This window comes from Microbacterium azadirachtae, from assembly GCF_000956505.1.
Lineage (GTDB): Bacteria > Actinomycetota > Actinomycetes > Actinomycetales > Microbacteriaceae > Microbacterium > Microbacterium azadirachtae_A.
Map to the genome: position 1 here is coordinate 1 of NZ_JYIX01000027.1, position 16,148 is coordinate 16,148.

Consider the following 16,148-nt stretch of genomic DNA (forward strand, 5'->3'; position numbering starts at 1 on the left):
GTTCGGGGGTGGGGTGCCGGAGGAGGGGGAGCGCTGCGTCCGTGTCGGTGATCGTGAGCTGCGGCGGGTAGAGGGACATGACCTGGATCGCGGCGGCGTGATTGGCTGGATCCGAACCTGCGCACGCATCGGCGGCGATCGTCACGCGCGCACCCGCATCGGCGGCGGCCAGCGCGGTCGAGATCACGCAGCAGTCCGTCGAGACGCCAGCCAGCACGACCGGAGCGGACCCCACGATCCGCTCCAGCTCCGGGCCCCACTTGCCGAACGTGGGCAGGTCGAGCGTCGGATGCGGGGAGAGGTCCCGCGCCTCGGGCACGAGGTCGTAGAGCGGGTCGTCGGCCGGCTTGTCCGCGAAGGGCCAGGCCGCGAAGTAGTCGCCCCACGCCGTGCGCCGATCCGCGGTCGGCAGCCAGCGGGTCACGAGCACCCTGCCCGCCGCGGCGTCGGCGAGGCGGCGGATGTTGGCGAACGCATCCGGGAACATCGGGGATCCCCACGCCGAATCCGGCGCGGCGAAGATGTTCTGCGGATCGATCACGACGAGCCAGGCCGCAGCAGTCGGCGCGAGCGGCGTCGGAGCCTCCGCGGCAGTCGGCGCGAGCGGCGTCCCCGTCATGCCTGCTCCTGGCGGCGGATCCTCCCGGCGCGCGCGAACCAGGTCACCACGAAGCCCAGCACGAGTGCGAAGAAGACGCCGAGGTTGGCGTAGGCCCACTCGCCGTCCTTGCCGCCGATCACGCCGAGGAAGTAGCCCTGCCAGTTGTTCCACGGCGCGGCCTCGGCGAAGTTGTTGATCACGAAGCCCCAGCCGATGACCGAGGCCACGACGAGCGTGCCGATCGCGACCCCGTCCCAGGCTCCGTACCGCCCGCGCGCGTCGAAGAGCGCCTCGTCGTCGTAGTCCTTCTTCCGACGCAGGATGTCGGCGATCAGGATCCCGGCCCAGGCCGCCATCGGAACGCCGAGCGTGATGAGGAACGACTGGAACGGCCCGATGAAGTTCTGCGCGAAGAACACGACCACGATCGTGCCGATCGTGAGGATCACGCCGTCGACGGCCGCGGCCGCAGGACGGGGGATCCGGATACCCAGGCTCAGCAGGGTCAGGCCCGAGGAGTAGATGCCGAGCACCGCGCCGGAGACGAGGGTGAGGATCGCGACGATGAGGAACGGGAACAGTGCCCACGTCGGCAGCAGAGTCGCGAGCGCGCCGATCGGGTCGGCGGCGACCGCGGCGCTGAGCTTGTCGTTCGACCCCGCCAGCAGCAGACCGAAGAACACCAGCACGATGGGAGCGACGGATCCGCCGATCGTGTTCCAGGCGACGATCTGGGAGTCGGAGGCGGTGCGCTTCTGGTAGCGCGACCAGTCGGCCGCGATGTTGATCCAGCCGAGGCCGAAGCCCGTCATCACCATGACCAGCGCCCCGATCGTCTGCGCGAGCGTGCCGTCGGGGTGCGCGAACGCCTTGGTCCAGTCGATGCTGTTCACCGTGAGGATGAGGAACAGGATGGTGAACGCCCCGGTCAGCCAGGTCAGCACCGATTGCAGCTTCATGATCGTGTGATAGCCGAGCACCGAGGCGCCCACGATGAGCGCCGCGACCAGCACGGTCGCGATGAGGTGAACCGCGACGTCGCCGTCGGCGCCGACCCAGCCGAGCGCATGCAGCACGGTCGTGGTCGCGAGCACGGCCGTGATCGTGAGCGAGGTCTCCCACCCGATCGAGGTCAGCCACGAGACGATGCCGGGGATCTTCTGCCCCCGCACGCCGAATGCGGCGCGGGACAGCACCATGGTCGGTGCGGATCCGCGCTTGCCGGCGATCGCGATGAGCCCGCACAGTGCGAACGACACCACGATGCCGATGATCGCAACGACCGTCGCCTGCCAGAGCGAGATCCCGAACCCGAGCAGGAAGGATCCGTAGGACATGCCGAACACCGAGACGTTCGCCGCGAACCACGGCCAGAACAGGTCGCGGGGACGCGCGGTGCGCTCGGACTCTGGGACGATCTCGATGCCGCGTCGTTCGATGAGGGCGGCGGATCCGGGCTGGGAATCGGCGGACATGGCTTCATCCTGGCAGGGGTCGCGATCGTGTGGGCGGTCCGGCCGGAATTCGATGCGCGCCGACCGGGTGGCGCGGGTCCCGGTCGGCAGGCGGGCGGGCGCATCGGGCCCTGTGGCCGACCCGCGGCGACGCGGTACGATATCGCCGACCCGTTGATCCGGCGCGGCAGTCGGCTCGTCGCCGGGCGCCCGTCGGCTTCCGGGTCGGAAGGATCCTCCATGGACGCCGCGCGCATGCATGCCGCCTCGCCCGAATCCGCTGCGATCGTCGATGCCGTGCTCGACTACTCCCGTCGCCGGATGCTCGCCACGGATGTGCCGCTGGACAAGCCCCAGCCCGAAGCCGAGCTGCGCCGCCTGGTCGGCACGACCATCACGGACCAGGGGCTCGGCGCCCAGCGCGCGCTGAGCGTGTTCGAGCACATCCTCGCTCCGGCGAGCCTCACCACGAGCCACCCGGCGTACCTGTCGTTCATCCCGACCGCGCCGACCGTCGCTTCGATTGCGTTCGACCTCGTGGTCTCCGCCTCAGGGCTCTACGGCGGCAGCTGGCTCGAGGGCGCCGGCGCCGTGCACGCCGAGAACGAGGTGCTCGCGTTCCTCGCGGCCGAGTTCGGTCTGCCCGCGACCGCCGGCGGCGTGTTTGTGCAGGGCGGCACGATCGGCAACCTGTCGGCGCTCGCCGCGGCACGAGACCGCGCCGCGCGCCGCTTGACCGAGGCCGGCCGTCCGCTGCCCGCGCGGTGGAAGCTCGTGTGCAGCATCGAGGCGCACTCCTCGAACAAGTCCGCCGCGAAGATCATGGACGTCGACGTCGTCGCCGTGCCAGCAGGGCCCGACGGAAAGCTGCGCGCCGACGCCGTGCGCGAGGCGCTCGAGGAGCACGGCGAGGCCGCGTTCGCGGTCGTCGCGACGGCCGGATCCACGAACTTCGGCATCGTCGACGACATCGCCGGGATCGCGGCGCTCAAGGACGAGTTCGACTTCTGGCTGCACATCGACGGCGCCTACGGGCTCACCGCGATGCTCGCGCCCGAGGCTCGGGCGTGGTTCGCGGGCGTGGAGCGCTCCGACTCGCTCATCGTGGATCCGCACAAGTGGCTGTATGCGCCGTTCGACTGCTGCGCGCTGCTGTACCGCGACCCGGAGGACGGCCGTCGCGCGCACACCCAGCACGCGGAGTACCTGGACACCCTCACGGACACCGACGAGTTCAGCCCGTCGGACTACTCGATCCAGCTGACCCGTCGCCCGCGCGGCCTGCCGCTGTGGTTCTCCCTTGCGACCTACGGCGTGGACGCCTACCGCACCGCGGTCTCGGCGACGCTCTCGCTCACGCGCCGGATCGCCGACGAGATCGCGTCCCGCCCCGAGCTGCGACTGGTGCGCGACCCGCAACTGTCGGTCGTGGTGTTCGAGCGCGAGGGCTGGGAGCGCGCCGACTACGACCGCTGGTCCGACGAGCTGCTGCAGACGCAGCGTGCGCTCGTCGTGCCGAGCTCGCACGCGGGCCGCACGAACACGCGGTTCGCGATCCTCAACCCGCTGACGACGTTCGAGAACCTCGTCGGGATCCTGGACACGATGCGCTGACCCTTCGTCTCGCTGCGCTCGCTCAGGGACCGGGGTGAGGGTGGTCCCTGAGCACCCTTCGTCTCGCTGCGCTCGCTCAGGGACCGGGGACCGGGGTGCGCGGTACGCCTCAGCCCGCGAAGAACGCCTTCGCGACGGCGGCGAGATCGTGCAGGTCGCTCACGCCGGCGAGCTCGCGAGCGGAGTGCATCGAGAGGATCGGGATCCCGACGTCGACCGTGCGGATCCCGAGGCGGGTCGCCGTGATCGGGCCGATCGTGGATCCGCAGGGCACGTCGTTGTTCGAGACGAACTCCTGGGTCACGACGCCGGCGGCGTCGCACCAGCGGTGCCAGGCGGCGGCGCCCACGGCGTCCGTGGCGTAGCGCTGGTTCGCGTTGATCTTCAGGATCGGGCCGGATCCGAGGACCGGCTGCACGACCGGGTCGTGCTTGCCGGCGTAGTTGGGGTGCACCGAGTGGCCGACGTCGCTGGACAGGCACCACGACGACGCGTACGCGCGGTGCACGTCGACGGCGTCGGCACCGAGGCCCGCATAGATGCGCTCCAGCACGTCCTCGAGGATCGGGCCGGCGGCGCCCGAGCGGGAGCCGGATCCGAGCTCCTCGTGGTCGAACGCGGCGAGCACGGCGATCGCGTGCGGGTCGCCGTGGGCCGCGATCTCGCCGAGTGCGACCACGCCGGCGTGCACCGAGGCGAGGTCGTCCAGGCGTCCGCTCGCGAAGAACGCGTCGTCCTTGCCGAACACCGCGCCTCGGGCGCTGTCGGCGACCACGGCGTCGAAGCCGCGGATCTCGAGCGGATCGACCCCGGCCGCGCCGGCCAGCTCTGCGAGCAGATCGGCCTCCTCGGGATCGCCCAGGCCCCACACCGGCTGGGTCTCGTTCTGCTTGTCGAGCGCGAGACCGTTGTTCACGCCCCGGTCCAGGTGGATCGCGAGCTGCGGCAGCCGCAGCAGCGGCCCGGTCGAGGCGAGCACGACCCGGCCATCGGCGAGGGCGAGCCGTCCGGCCAGGCGCAGCTCGCGGTCGAGCCACGAGTTCAGCAGCGGGCCGCCGTACACCTCCACGGCCGCCTGGAGCCAGCCCTTGGCGCCCGTGGTCGGGCGCGGCTTGAGCTTGAAACCGGGGGAGTCGGTGTGCGCGCCGAACACGTGCGAGGGCGTAGTCGCCGTCGCCCCCGCCGGCACGACCCAGGCGATGGCGGCGCCGTCGCGCACGATCACGAAGCGGCCGCCGGCCTGCGCCGGCCAGGCCTCGGTCTCGTCGAGGCGGGTGAAGCCCTGCTCCTCGAGGCGCCGGGCGACCTCCTCCGCCGCGTGATAGCTGGACGGGGAGGCGGCGACATAGTCCGCCAGATCCTCGACGTGCGTACGGGCGGAAGCGGCGTGGGACATGAGGATCCTTCCGGGGCGGGTGCGCGACCGCCGAGGCGGCGCAGAGCACCTTCGATGCTAGCCGTGCGGCGTGTCCGCGAGATGGATGCGCCCAGCGCTCAGGTCGCGATTTCTGCTCCTCCGGCCGCCGTTCTCGCGCCGAAAGTGCGACCTGAACGTCGGGGAATGGAAAAGGGAGCGGATCCGTGCGGACCACTCCCTGCACTTCCATTCTAACGGCGGGGGTGGGGCTTGCGGCAAGGCCCCCCTGCGGGGGCAGACTGTGTGGTTTCGCCCAGGAATCGGAGGATCCGTGCGCCCTGAATCCACCCCCGTCACCGCCCTCGTCGCCGACCCGCAGGCCCCTTCGTGGTCGCCGTCGGTCTTCGCTCTGCCGCCCGCTGTCTCCCGCAAGGCGGATCCGGCCCTCATCGCCGCCGACGATGCCCACCTCGCCGCGATCCGCGACCGCCTCGCCGAGGAGATCGCGGCTCTCCAGGAGCGCCTCGTCCGACTCCGCGCCGCCCCGGCGCGTGCCGGGCAGGAGGCGCTCGAGCGCGACCTCGAGATCCATCGCTCGAGCTCGCGCCTGCAGCTGCTGGGCCGGTTCGGCGTCGACCTGTGCCTCGGGCGCATGGTCGTCGCCGGCGCGGCCGGGTCCGAATCCGTCTACATCGGGCGCATCGGGCTGTCCGACGCCGACGGTCGACGGCTGCTCGTGGACTGGCGCGCGCCGGCGGCCGAGCCGTTCTTCGCCGCGACGCACGCGGATCCGGAGGGCCTGATCAGCCGCCGTCGGTACCGCTGGGCCTCGCGTCGCATCACCGACTACTGGGACGAGGTGTTCGACCCCGAGGGACTCGAGGGCGCGGCCGCGCTCGACGACCAGTCCGCCTTCATCGCCAGTCTCGGCGCCTCGCGCTCGCCGCGGATGCGCGACGTCCTCAGCACGATCCAGGCGGACCAGGACGCGATCATCCGGGCCTCGTCCCGCGCCCCTCTGGTCGTGGACGGCGGACCCGGCACGGGCAAGACGGTCGTCGCACTGCACCGGGCCGCCTACCTGATGCACGCCGAGCAGCGGCTCGGCCACGGCGGGATCCTGTTCATCGGGCCGCACCAGCCGTACCTGGCCTACATCGAGGACGTGCTGCCGGGGCTCGGCGAGGACAGCGTCCGCGTGTGCACGCTGTCGGACCTGGTCCGGGAGGGGAGGGCCGGCGACCGCATGCCGGATGAGCGGGATCCGCTCGCGAGGATCCTGAAGTCGAACGCCCGCCTGCTCGACGCCGTGGCCTCCGCGGTCCGTTATCACGAGCACGCGCCGAGCGCCCGCCTCTTCGTGGAGACGCCGTGGCGCGACGTGATCGTGGAGCCGGCGGTATGGACAGAGGCGTTCGACGCGCCGGAGCCCGGCACGTCGCACAATGACGCGAGGGACGTCGTCTGGGAGGCGTTGATCGGCGCTCTCGTGGAGGACAACGCCGACGAGGACGTGCCGCCGCGGCAGCTCGATCGCGCCCTGCGGCAGAGCGACGCGCTGCAGCGCGCATTCGTGGCGGCCTGGCCGGTGCTGGATCCGGCCGGGGTCGTCGCCGATCTCTGGGCGACGCCGGCGTACCTGCGGATCTGTGCGCCCTGGCTCGCGGACGACGAGCGCGCGGTGCTGCGAAGGGAGGACGCGAGGGCGTGGACGCGCCAGGATCTGCCGCTGCTCGACGCGGCCCGTGCGCTCACCGGGGATCCGGAGGGGGCGCGGCAGCGACGGCGGCAGGAGGCCGTGTCCGCCGAGGAGCGGGAGCAGCGCGAGCGGGTGCTGGACGAGCTGCTCGCGGCCGATGACGACAAGGAGAGCGCGATCACCGGGTTCTTCTTCGGCGACGAGAGCGCGGGGGTGCGCGCGATGCTGCAGGACGAGGCTGCTCTGCCGCGTCTCGACTCCGATGCGCTCGCCGGGCCGTTCGCGCACGTGATCGTCGACGAGGCCCAGGAGCTCAGCGATGCGGAGTGGGCGATGCTGCTGAGGCGCGTGCCGTCGCAGAGCCTCACGATCGTCGGCGACCGGGCGCAGGCCAGGCACGGGTTCCGCGAGTCGTGGACCGAGCGGCTGGAGCGGGTGGGGCTGCGGCGCATCGCGCAGGCGTCGCTGCGCATCAACTACCGCACGCCAGAGGAGGTCATGGCGGAGGCAGAGCCCGCGATCCGCGCCGCCCTGCCCGACGCGAACGTCCCGGTCTCGGTGCGCGCGAGCGGGATCCCGGTGCGCCACGCGACGCCCGCGGACCGTGACGGGATCCTCGCCGCCTGGCTCGCGGCGCACGACGACGGCATCGCCTGCGTGATCGGCGACGACCGGCCGTTCCCGGATGCGCGGGTGCGGTTCCGCACGCCCATGACTGCGAAGGGGCTCGAGTTCGACCTCGTCGTGCTCGTGGATCCGGAGTCCTTCGGCGAGGGCATCGAGGGCGCGGTGGACCGATACGTCGCGATGACCCGCGCGACCCAGGAGCTCGTCGTGCTCGACCGGGGTCGTTGAGCGAGTGACCCCCCGGGGGATCAGAGCGCGGCGCCGACGAGCGCCTCACCGAGCGGGCTGCGCAGATGCATCATCCGCGCCCCGTCGCGCGTGCTCACGACCAGGCCGGCGTCGCGCAGCACCCTGAGGTGATGTGAGGCGGTGGATGCGGCGATCCCCGCCTCCTCCGCCACGCGGGTCGTTGTGCGCGGCACATGCGCGGCGAGCAGGATGCCGGCGCGGACGGGGCCGACCAGCGCCTCGAGCGCGTGCACGAGGTCGTCCGCGTCCCTGGCCCAGCCGGCGGTCACCCCGCGGGCGGGGTAGTACAGCGTCGGCTGGGCGGGCGGCTCCGTGATCACCATGCAGCCCCAGGACGACATCACGGAGGGAACGAGCACCAGTCCGCTGCCTCGGCAGTCGACGTCCTCGCTGTGCCGGCGCAGTCGCACCCGCACGGATCCGTCGCCCCAGCTCACCCAGGGGTGGATGCCGGAGGCCATCGCTGCGAGCCCCTCAGTCGCGACGCTGCGGGAGCGCACCGCGACGTCCGCGCGCAGTATCCGCTCGAGCTGCGGCCAGACCGGCGCCATCGCGCTCTCCCAGACCTCAGCCCAGGCATCGGCGATGACGGTGCGCGCCCGCGCAGGGTCGTCCTGCATGCCGCGCAGCGCCTCCTGGCGCCGGCCGGAGGAGCGCACGACCATCTTCGCGAGGTCGACGCGCATTCCCGCGAGGGGAGCGGAGCGGATCGCCGCGAGCTCGTCATCGGGGGTGAGGTCCCAACGGGCGGTCGTGGTGAGGAAGTCCGGCATGTAGCCGTCGGCCCCGATCACCTGCGCGAGCACGCCGAAGGCTTCACGCGGGACCCGCCCGCGGAACTCCTTCAGCCACCCCCAGGCGAGCGGGTACTGCTCCGGTCGCAGCAGCACGCGGATCGCATGGGCGAGCTCGTGCCCGGGCGAGACGCCGAATCGCACGGCCTGGATGTCACCGGGACTGAGCCGGAAGTCGACACGGTGGTGCTCCCACTCCACGCCCTCCATGTTTCGATCCACATCGAAACTCTACGTCGCGAAGCGCGCCCCCGCGAGAGTGGGAGCACCCCGCAGAGAGGACCAGATCATGAGCAGCATCGCCCCCGACATCGCCGTCATCGCACCAGAGGAGATCCGCCTCGGCACCGGCAACGGACGACGCTTCGAAGGCGCCGAGCACGGCGCCGGCGTCTCGTACTTCTACGTCGACAACCAGCCGGGACAGGGATCCCTGCTGCACTGGCACCCGTATCCCGAGACCTGGGTCGTGCTGGAGGGCGATGCCGCGTTCACCGTCGGCGACCGCACCATCACGGCGACCGCGGGCGACACGATCACCGGCCCCGCCTTCGTGCCGCATCGCTTCGAGAACGTAGGATCCGGCACAATGCGACTGATAGGCATTCACGCCTCCGCCGTCATCATCCAGACCGTGGTCGACTGACCGCACCTTCAAGGAGAAGAACGATGTCCTTCCAGGCATACCTCGACGCCGTCGAGACCAAGACCGGCCTCACCCCCCGCCAGATCGTCGACCTCGCCGCCGCGCAGGGCTTCGGCCCCGACACCAAGGCGACGCCGATCCTCGAGTGGCTGAAGTCCGAGTACGACCTCGGGCGCGGCCACGGCATGGCGATCGTGCACGTGATCACGAAGGGGCCGACCATCAGCGCGAAGCATGTCGGAACCGATGGCGTGCACCGCGATGCGAGCGATACGCTCTGGCTCGACGGCAAGGACTCGAACCCGCTCGGCTGAGCCCGCCCGCTACCAGCAAGGACACCGCACATGGCCGTTCGCGTCGACCTCAACATCTCTCTGGACGGATACGCCACCACGACCGACCAGACCCCCGAGAACCCTTTCGGGGAGGACTGGGGCCGTCTCGTGGCCGCGTACACCGCGACGCGCACCTTCCGCGCGCGCGTCCTGGGCGATCCGTCCGGCGGCACCACCGGTGTCGATGATCGCTACGGCGCCGCATACTTCGAGAACATCGGCGCGGAGATCATGGGCGCGGGCATGTTCGGGCTGCACAACTTCCCCGACGATGCGGACTGGCGCGGCTGGTGGGGCGAGGAGCCGCCGTTCCACTGCCCGGTGTTCGTGCTGACGCACAGTGCGGGCCGCGCGCCGATCTCGTTCGACAACGGCACGGAGTTCCGCTTCCTCGACGCGGCCCCGGAGGAGGCGCTCGCGCTCGCCACTGCGGCGGCGGCCGGCGCCGACGTGCGCATCGGCGGCGGCGTCGACACGGTGCGCTCGTTCCTGGCCGCGGGGCTCGTCGACCGCCTGCACGTCGGCATCACGCCGATCCTGCTCGGGCGCGGCAAGAACCTGTGGGCGGACCTGCGCGGGCTCGAGAGCGACTACGCGGTCACGAGCGAGGTCGCCGAGAGCGGTGTCGTGCACCTGACGTTCGCGCGCGACTGACGCGACTGAGCAGGCCCACGGGCGCGCTGGACGACAGCGGTTCGGTGGTCAGGGGGCTTGGCGGTCAGGGGGAGTGGCGGTCAGGCCGCGTGACGGGATCCGGCGTCGCCCGAGTCGTTCGCTCCGGTGCCGTTCGCAGCGGGTCCACGCGGGTCCGTTCCGTCGGAATCGGGAGCCTCGGCGTCCTCGATGTCCTCGTCGGAGGGAGTGGAGGCGACCTTCGACGAGCGCTTGGCGTAGATCGCACGCGACGCGTCGGAGAGAGGGCTGCGCAGGAACAGCAGCGAGATGCTGATGCCGATGAGCGCGGCGAACAGGGCCGCCAGCCACCAGAACTCCCGGAAGATGGGGAAGAAGAACCACAGGATCCCCAGCGGCACGAGGAACGCCAGCAGGCGCAGCACCGAGTAGACGAGCAGGGGAGGAAGTTTCACGCGTTCAGTCTAGGAGGGCGCGTTCGGCACGCGCTGTGAGGTCCCTATGCCGATGCTCGGTCCGCGAGTTCCGCGGTGCTGCCGCAGGGCGGATCCGGGAGCCGCGGGCATGCCTACACTGGAAGGGTGGCACGTTTCCTTGTGATCGGCGGCTTCCTGGCCGCGGTCTTCTGGGTGTTCAGCATCGTCGACTGCATCGTGCAGCCGGCGAGCCGGCACCGCGGCGTGCCCAAGGGCGTGTGGATCGCGATCGTGGTCGTCTTCCCCGTGATCGGCGGCCTGCTGTGGTTCGCGATCGGGCGCACACGGCGCGGACGCACCGCGGATCAGGAGCGCTACCTGCCGCTCGACGACGTCGATCCGGCCGGGCGGCCGGCCGACCGGATCAGTGCTGCCGAGCAGGAGCGGCTGATCCAGGAGCTCCAGGAGGAGCTGTCCCGTTTCGACGACCGCGGCGACACCGACACCCCCGGCCCGCGCCCGTGACACCGCCGCCCTTCGCGGATCCCGCGCCCGCCGCGGCGGGGACCACAGGGCGTGAGGCGTCTCCCTCGTCTTCTTTGTCGTCTCCCGCGTCATCTCCCGCGACCGAGGCGGCCGTGCGCCTGCTGACCGGCCTCATCGCGCACGGCGTCCGCGACATCGTGCTGTCTCCCGGCTCGCGCTCCCAGGCGCTCGCGCTCGCCGCCGTCGCGCTCGCCCGATCCGGATCCGTGCGCGTGCACGTGCGGATCGACGAACGGGTCGCCGGCTTCACCGCCCTGGGCCTCGGCCGCGGAACCGGCGTGCCGGCGGCACTCGTGTGCACCTCTGGCACCGCCGCCGCCGGATACCTGCCCGCCGCGATGGAGGCGTTCCACGCCGGGATGCCGCTGATCCTGCTGACCGCAGACCGGCCTCCCGAGCTGCGCGGCGTCGGGGCGAACCAGGCCACGATCCAGCCCGGCATGTACCGGCCCTGGGCGCGTTCGAGCATCGACGCGCCTGTGCCGGGGGAGGTCGAGCCGGCGCACTTCGAAGCGCTCGCGGCCGATGCCGTGGCCGTGGCCCTCGGCGCGCCGGGCGAGGGGCTCGACGGCGTCGCCGGACCCGTGCACCTGAACCTGCCCACGCGCGAGCCGCTGTCCGGGCCGATGCCGGATCCGCTCCGCGCCACCCTCGGATCCGCTCCGCAACTCGCACCCGGGGAGCCGCTGCGGATCGCCCGGGATCCGCGCACGCTCGTCGTCGCCGGGGCGGACGCCGGTCCGGACGCCGAGCGGATCGCCCGCGCCGGCGGCTGGCCGCTCGTCGCCGAGGTCGTGAGCGGATCCCGCTTCGGCGCCCATCTCGTCCCCGCCTACCGCGAACGGCTGCGCGACCCCGCCCTCGCCGACCGGATCGAGCGCGTGATCGTCTTCGGGCACCCGACGCTCAGTCGCGAGGTCGCGGCCCTGCTGCGCCGCACGGACCTCGAGGTGATCGCCGTGCGCCGGGGCGGTGAGCGGCTGAACCTCTCCGGCGCCGCGGTCGACGCGCGCGCGATCGACGTCGACGCGGAGGCGGGCACCGGCGCGGATGCTGAGGCGTGGCTGGCCGCGTGGACCCGGGCCGGGATGCCGGTGGACGGTGCGGGTGCTGGTGCTGGTGCTGGTGCTGGTGCTGGTGTCGGTGCTGGTGTCGGTGTCGACCGCCCGCTGGACCGCGCCGCGCTGGTGCGGGCGGTGTGGGCGGCGACCGGATCCGAAGACCTTCTGCTTTTCGGATCCTCGCGGATCGTCCGGGTGGCCGACCAGATCCTCGAGGGCAAGGACCTGCGCGTGCACGCGAATCGCGGGCTCGCCGGCATCGACGGCACGATCGCGACGGGCGTCGGCCTCGCCCTCGCGGGCGCCGGGGTCACCCGGGTGCTGCTCGGCGACCTGTCGCTCCTGCACGATGTCGGATCCCTGCTGCTGCCCGGTGACGAACCGGCTCCGCGGATCCAGGTCGTCGTCGGCAACGACGGGGGAGGGACGATCTTCGACGGGCTCGAGGTCGCCGGCACCGCCGCGACGGAGGACCTCGACCGCGCCTTCTACACGCCGCAGACCGTCGCGCTGGCACCTCTCGCTGCGGCGTACGGGTGGGCCTATGCGCGGGCGGCGACCCCCGACGAGCTCGAGCGCGCGCTGTCCGCGGAGGTCGAGGGACCGCAGCTGATCGAGGTGCCGCTGGCGCGCTGACGCCCGGCGCGCCGAGATCCGCTCCGCTCCGATGCGGCCAGGCGGATGCGGCATCATGGGGCCATGAGCCAGCACTCCGCCGGGTGGACCGCCCCCGCTTCGGAAGTCCTCCGCGTCACCTCCGCCGGTCTGAGCGGAGTCGATCCCGAAGCGACGCCCGGGTACCAGGGGAAGAAGACCGACGGAGCCGAGTCGCTGGCGTCCGGGCTCGCCGCGCTCGGCGACCTGCAGGAGCGGCTCTTCGCGCGCTCCGCGGTGGGCGAGGCGCAGGCGAGTGTGCTGCTCGTGCTGCAGGCGATGGACTCGGCGGGCAAGGGCGGCATCGTCCGGCACGTCGTCGGCGGCGTGGATCCGCAGGGCATCGAGCTCGCCGCGTTCAAGGCGCCGACCGCCGAGGAGCTGCAGCACGACTTCCTCTGGCGCATCGAGAAGCGCCTGCCCGCGGAGGGCAAGATCGGCGTCTTCGACCGCTCGCACTACGAGGATGTGCTCATCGGGCGGGTGCGCGCGCTCGCGCCGGCCGAGGAGATCGAGCGCCGCTACCGGGCGATCGTCGACTTCGAGAAGCGCGTGGCGGACTCCGGCACCCGCATCATCAAGGTCATGCTGCACATCTCCCGCGACGAGCAGAAGCAGCGCCTGATGGAGCGGCTCGAGCGCCCGGAGAAGCACTGGAAGTTCAATCCCGGCGACACGGACGAGCGCCTGCTCTGGGACGACTACATGGTGGCGTACGACACCGTCTTCGAGCGCACCTCGACCGACGACGCCCCCTGGTACGTGATCCCGGCGAACCGCAAGTGGTACGCCCGTCTCGCGGTGCAGGAGCTGCTGCTGGCCGCGCTCGAGGACATCGATCCGCAGTGGCCCGTCGCCGACTACGACGTCGCGGCCGAGAAGAAGCGCCTCGCCGCGAGCTGACCCGGGGATTCGGTCGGGGGTGATCCCCGTTTTGGGGCGTGCCGTTCCGTTTTGGGGCGCGTCTCGACGTGGATTCCGGGGCTCCCGCGCCCCGAACCGATGAATCACGCCCCAAAACAGGGGTGGAGGGGGAGCCTCGCTCCGGGCCGGTCCCAGACTGATGCTTGGTTGGGGCGTGCTCTCTCGTTTTGGGGCGCGTCTCGTCGTGGATTCCGGGCGCGACGCGCCCCAAAACGGCAGCCCGCGCCCCAAACCGGGGATGGAGCAGCCGCAACCGGCGCGGCTGCGGTCGGGGCAGCCGGGGATCGAGCAGGCCGGGCCGGGGCGTCGGCGCCCCCTCGTGGCATCGGCGCCCCCTCCTGTGCGCGTCCGTGCGAGGGGGCGCGGACGCTGCGAGGGGGCGCGGACGTGGGGGTGCCCGTCCACTCGAGGTGCGCATCAATGCGAGCGAGCACAGCGCAGGGCGAGGCCCTGGATCCCTGGAGCCACCGGGACATTCGGGGTATCCGGAGTCATCCTCGGGGGTTCCCCGAGTCATCCTCCAGAGGGATGCGCGGAGGGCCCGTCGCCGCATAGCGTCGAAGGCATGATCACAGCAGAGGGCCTCAGCAAGAGATATGGACCCAAGACCGCGGTCGACAACGTGTCGTTCACCGTCCAGCCGGGGTCGGTCACCGGCTTCCTCGGGCCGAACGGTGCCGGCAAGTCGACCACGATGCGCATGATCGTGGGCCTGGACCGCCCGAGCGCGGGCCGCGTCACCGTGAACGGCCAGGAGTACCGCCGTCTGCGCGCGCCCCTCACCGAGGTCGGCGTGCTGCTGGACGCCAAGGCCGTGCACACGGGCCGCTCCGCCCGCAACCACCTGCGCGCGCTCGCCGCCACGCACGGACTCCCGTCGAAGCGCGTCGACGAGGTGATCGAGATCACGGGCATCGGATCCGTCTCCCGCAAGCGTGCGGGCGGGTTCTCCCTCGGCATGGGGCAGCGCCTCGGCATCGCCGCAGCTCTGCTCGGCGACCCGCACACGCTCATCCTGGACGAGCCGGTCAACGGCCTCGACCCCGAGGGCGTGCGCTGGGTGCGCGAGTTCGTGCGGCATGCCGCGTCCGAGGGACGCACGGTGCTGCTCTCCAGCCACCTCATGAGCGAGATGTCGCAGACCGCCGACCACGTGATCGTGCTGGGCCGCGGCCGAGTGCTCGCGGATGCGCCGCTGGCGCAGCTCGTGCAGCAGTGGACCACCGCCCAGGTGCGGGTGCGGAGCCCCCGAGCCGCCGAGCTCGGCGACCTGCTCGTCGCGGCCGGCGCCCTGGTCACCCCCTCGGGTCACGACGTGATCGACGTCACCGGTCCCGAGGCGTGGTGGATCGGCGACCTCGCCGCAGAGCGAGGCATCCCGCTGCACGAGCTCACCCCCACCAGCGGTTCGCTGGAGGACGCGTACCTCGCCCTCACCGGCGAGGCCGTCGAATACCGCACCCGCGCCGTGTCGGAAGCCGGCGCACCGATCCCGGAGGTGGTCGCATGAGCGCCGTCGCTCCCGCCGTCCCCGCCGTCTCGGGCCGGTTCCGCCTGAGCTTCCCCCGGAGCCTCCGCAGCGAGTGGATCAAGCTGAGCACGCTGCGCTCGACCTGGTGGTCGATCGCGATCACCGCCGCGCTCACCATCGGCATCGCCGTGCTGATCGCGTTCGCCTTCACGTCGACGGGCGCCGTGCGCCAGGGCGTCAACGGCATCATGGCCGTCGTCTCGCCGATCCAGTTCACGGCTCTCCTCGCGGGGATCCTGGGTGCGATCGCGGTCACCGGCGAGTACTCCACGGGCATGATCCGCTCCACCCTCACCGCGGATCCGCTTCGCGGGCGGGTGCTGGTCGCGAAGGCCGCCGTGCTCGCGGTGTTCCTCTTCCTCGCCTCCCTGGTGATGTTCGTGATCGCCGCCGTCATCGTCTCGACGATCCTCGGCGCGCACGGTGAGGCGCTCGAGTGGGGCGCGCCCGACAAGGTGCTCCTGCCGCTGCTGTCGGCCGCCGCGACGATGGCGGTGTGCGCGCTGATCGGCGTCTCGTTCGGCTTCATGCTGCGCTCCGGCGCCGGCGCGATCGCCGCGACGGTCGGGCTGCTGTTCGTGCTGCCGATCATGTCGAACTTCTTCGCCTTCGCGGGCGAGTCCTGGAAGTGGGTGCTGGACGCGGCGAACTACCTGCCGCTGTCGGCCGCGCAGAACGCGATCCTGCCCAGCGACACGGCGCCGATGTCCGCGGGCGTGGCGTTCCTCACGCTCGGCGCCTGGGTGGCCGCGGGGCTGCTCGGATCCTGGGTGGTGCTGCGCTCGCGCGACGCCTGATCGCCGCGCGTCTCCCTCGCCCCGTCGCCCCCTCCGGCCGTCCGTGCCGGAGGGGGCGACGTCGTCTGCTCGCGCGGCCGACGCACCCGGATGTGGTACTTGAGGACGACCCCGAGATGGGCGGGATCCTCCCCGAAGCGGATGTGCGGACCCGGTCGCGACCGGTTTCCTGAAGATACGGCTCGTCGCAGGTGGCGACAGCCGGGGCGC

15 protein-coding genes are annotated in these 16,148 nt (G+C 71.9%); 10 read left to right on the plus strand and 5 right to left on the minus strand.

Annotated elements, in window-relative coordinates:
• On the minus strand, positions 1-619 hold a 619-nt coding region (locus tag RS86_RS03810), incomplete at its 3' end, for a cysteine hydrolase family protein (protein WP_152642058.1).
• Entirely contained in the window at positions 616-2,076 is a 1,461-nt protein-coding gene (locus RS86_RS03815) for a purine-cytosine permease family protein (RefSeq protein ID WP_045270901.1), read from the minus strand. The genes RS86_RS03810 and RS86_RS03815, both read right to left, overlap by 4 nt.
• Before the next feature lie 219 nt (positions 2,077-2,295).
• Here RS86_RS03815 and RS86_RS03820 point away from each other — a divergent pair, with 219 nt between their 5' ends.
• Positions 2,296-3,669 carry a pyridoxal phosphate-dependent decarboxylase family protein gene (locus tag RS86_RS03820; protein WP_045270902.1) on the plus strand — a complete coding sequence of 458 codons (1,374 nt, stop codon included), beginning with the start codon at positions 2,296-2,298 and terminating at the stop codon, positions 3,667-3,669.
• A gap of 109 nt (positions 3,670-3,778) precedes the next feature.
• On the opposite strand, the gene RS86_RS03825 is transcribed toward RS86_RS03820, so the two are convergent.
• The gene (locus RS86_RS03825) at positions 3,779-5,065 is read right to left on the minus strand and encodes a M18 family aminopeptidase (RefSeq protein ID WP_045270903.1); all 1,287 of its coding nucleotides are present in this window, start codon (positions 5,063-5,065) and stop codon (positions 3,779-3,781) included.
• Positions 5,066-5,357: 292 nt separating this feature from the next.
• Between RS86_RS03825 and helR the strand changes: the two genes are divergently transcribed.
• On the plus strand, positions 5,358-7,580 hold the full coding sequence (gene helR, locus RS86_RS03830; RefSeq protein WP_235281592.1) for an RNA polymerase recycling motor ATPase HelR: 2,223 nt from the start codon (positions 5,358-5,360) through the stop codon (positions 7,578-7,580).
• A 20-nt stretch (positions 7,581-7,600) separates the two neighbouring features.
• On the opposite strand, the gene RS86_RS03835 is transcribed toward helR, so the two are convergent.
• A complete protein-coding gene (locus RS86_RS03835; protein ID WP_235281593.1) occupies positions 7,601-8,617 on the minus strand; it encodes an ArsR/SmtB family transcription factor in 1,017 nt (338 codons plus the stop codon).
• A 67-nt stretch (positions 8,618-8,684) separates the two neighbouring features.
• Here RS86_RS03835 and RS86_RS03840 point away from each other — a divergent pair, with 67 nt between their 5' ends.
• Genes RS86_RS03840 through RS86_RS03850 form a run of 3 tightly spaced genes read left to right on the plus strand, consistent with a single transcriptional unit; the run spans position 8,685 to position 10,030 of the window.
• On the plus strand, positions 8,685-9,041 hold the full coding sequence (locus tag RS86_RS03840; RefSeq protein ID WP_045270905.1) for a cupin domain-containing protein: 357 nt from the start codon (positions 8,685-8,687) through the stop codon (positions 9,039-9,041).
• 23 nt (positions 9,042-9,064) lie between these two features.
• The gene (locus RS86_RS03845) at positions 9,065-9,355 is read left to right on the plus strand and encodes a DUF4287 domain-containing protein (RefSeq protein ID WP_045270906.1); all 291 of its coding nucleotides are present in this window, start codon (positions 9,065-9,067) and stop codon (positions 9,353-9,355) included.
• A gap of 30 nt (positions 9,356-9,385) precedes the next feature.
• Positions 9,386-10,030 (plus strand): dihydrofolate reductase family protein, encoded by a 645-nt coding sequence (locus tag RS86_RS03850; protein ID WP_045270907.1) that lies wholly within the window; start codon positions 9,386-9,388, stop codon positions 10,028-10,030.
• Between the two features lie 80 nt (positions 10,031-10,110).
• Here the strand turns inward: RS86_RS03850 and RS86_RS03855 are convergent, their stop codons facing one another.
• On the minus strand, positions 10,111-10,464 hold the full coding sequence (locus RS86_RS03855; protein WP_045270908.1) for a DUF4229 domain-containing protein: 354 nt from the start codon (positions 10,462-10,464) through the stop codon (positions 10,111-10,113).
• A gap of 126 nt (positions 10,465-10,590) precedes the next feature.
• Between RS86_RS03855 and RS86_RS03860 the strand changes: the two genes are divergently transcribed.
• The 5 genes from RS86_RS03860 (at position 10,591) to RS86_RS03880 (ending at position 15,938) form a co-directional block, all read left to right on the plus strand.
• The gene (locus tag RS86_RS03860) at positions 10,591-10,950 is read left to right on the plus strand and encodes a PLD nuclease N-terminal domain-containing protein (RefSeq protein ID WP_045270909.1); all 360 of its coding nucleotides are present in this window, start codon (positions 10,591-10,593) and stop codon (positions 10,948-10,950) included.
• Between the two features lie 113 nt (positions 10,951-11,063).
• Entirely contained in the window at positions 11,064-12,668 is a 1,605-nt protein-coding gene (menD, locus tag RS86_RS03865; protein WP_235281600.1) for a 2-succinyl-5-enolpyruvyl-6-hydroxy-3-cyclohexene-1-carboxylic-acid synthase, read from the plus strand.
• A gap of 63 nt (positions 12,669-12,731) precedes the next feature.
• Positions 12,732-13,589 (plus strand): polyphosphate kinase 2 family protein, encoded by an 858-nt coding sequence (locus RS86_RS03870; RefSeq protein WP_045270911.1) that lies wholly within the window; start codon positions 12,732-12,734, stop codon positions 13,587-13,589.
• Between the two features lie 586 nt (positions 13,590-14,175).
• Positions 14,176-15,120, plus strand: coding sequence for an ABC transporter ATP-binding protein (locus RS86_RS03875; protein WP_045270912.1), 945 nt, complete (start codon positions 14,176-14,178; stop codon positions 15,118-15,120).
• The gene (locus RS86_RS03880) at positions 15,117-15,938 is read left to right on the plus strand and encodes an ABC transporter permease (RefSeq protein WP_045270913.1); all 822 of its coding nucleotides are present in this window, start codon (positions 15,117-15,119) and stop codon (positions 15,936-15,938) included. The genes RS86_RS03875 and RS86_RS03880 overlap by 4 nt, the downstream gene beginning before the upstream one ends.
• Positions 15,939-16,148 lie beyond the last annotated feature (210 nt).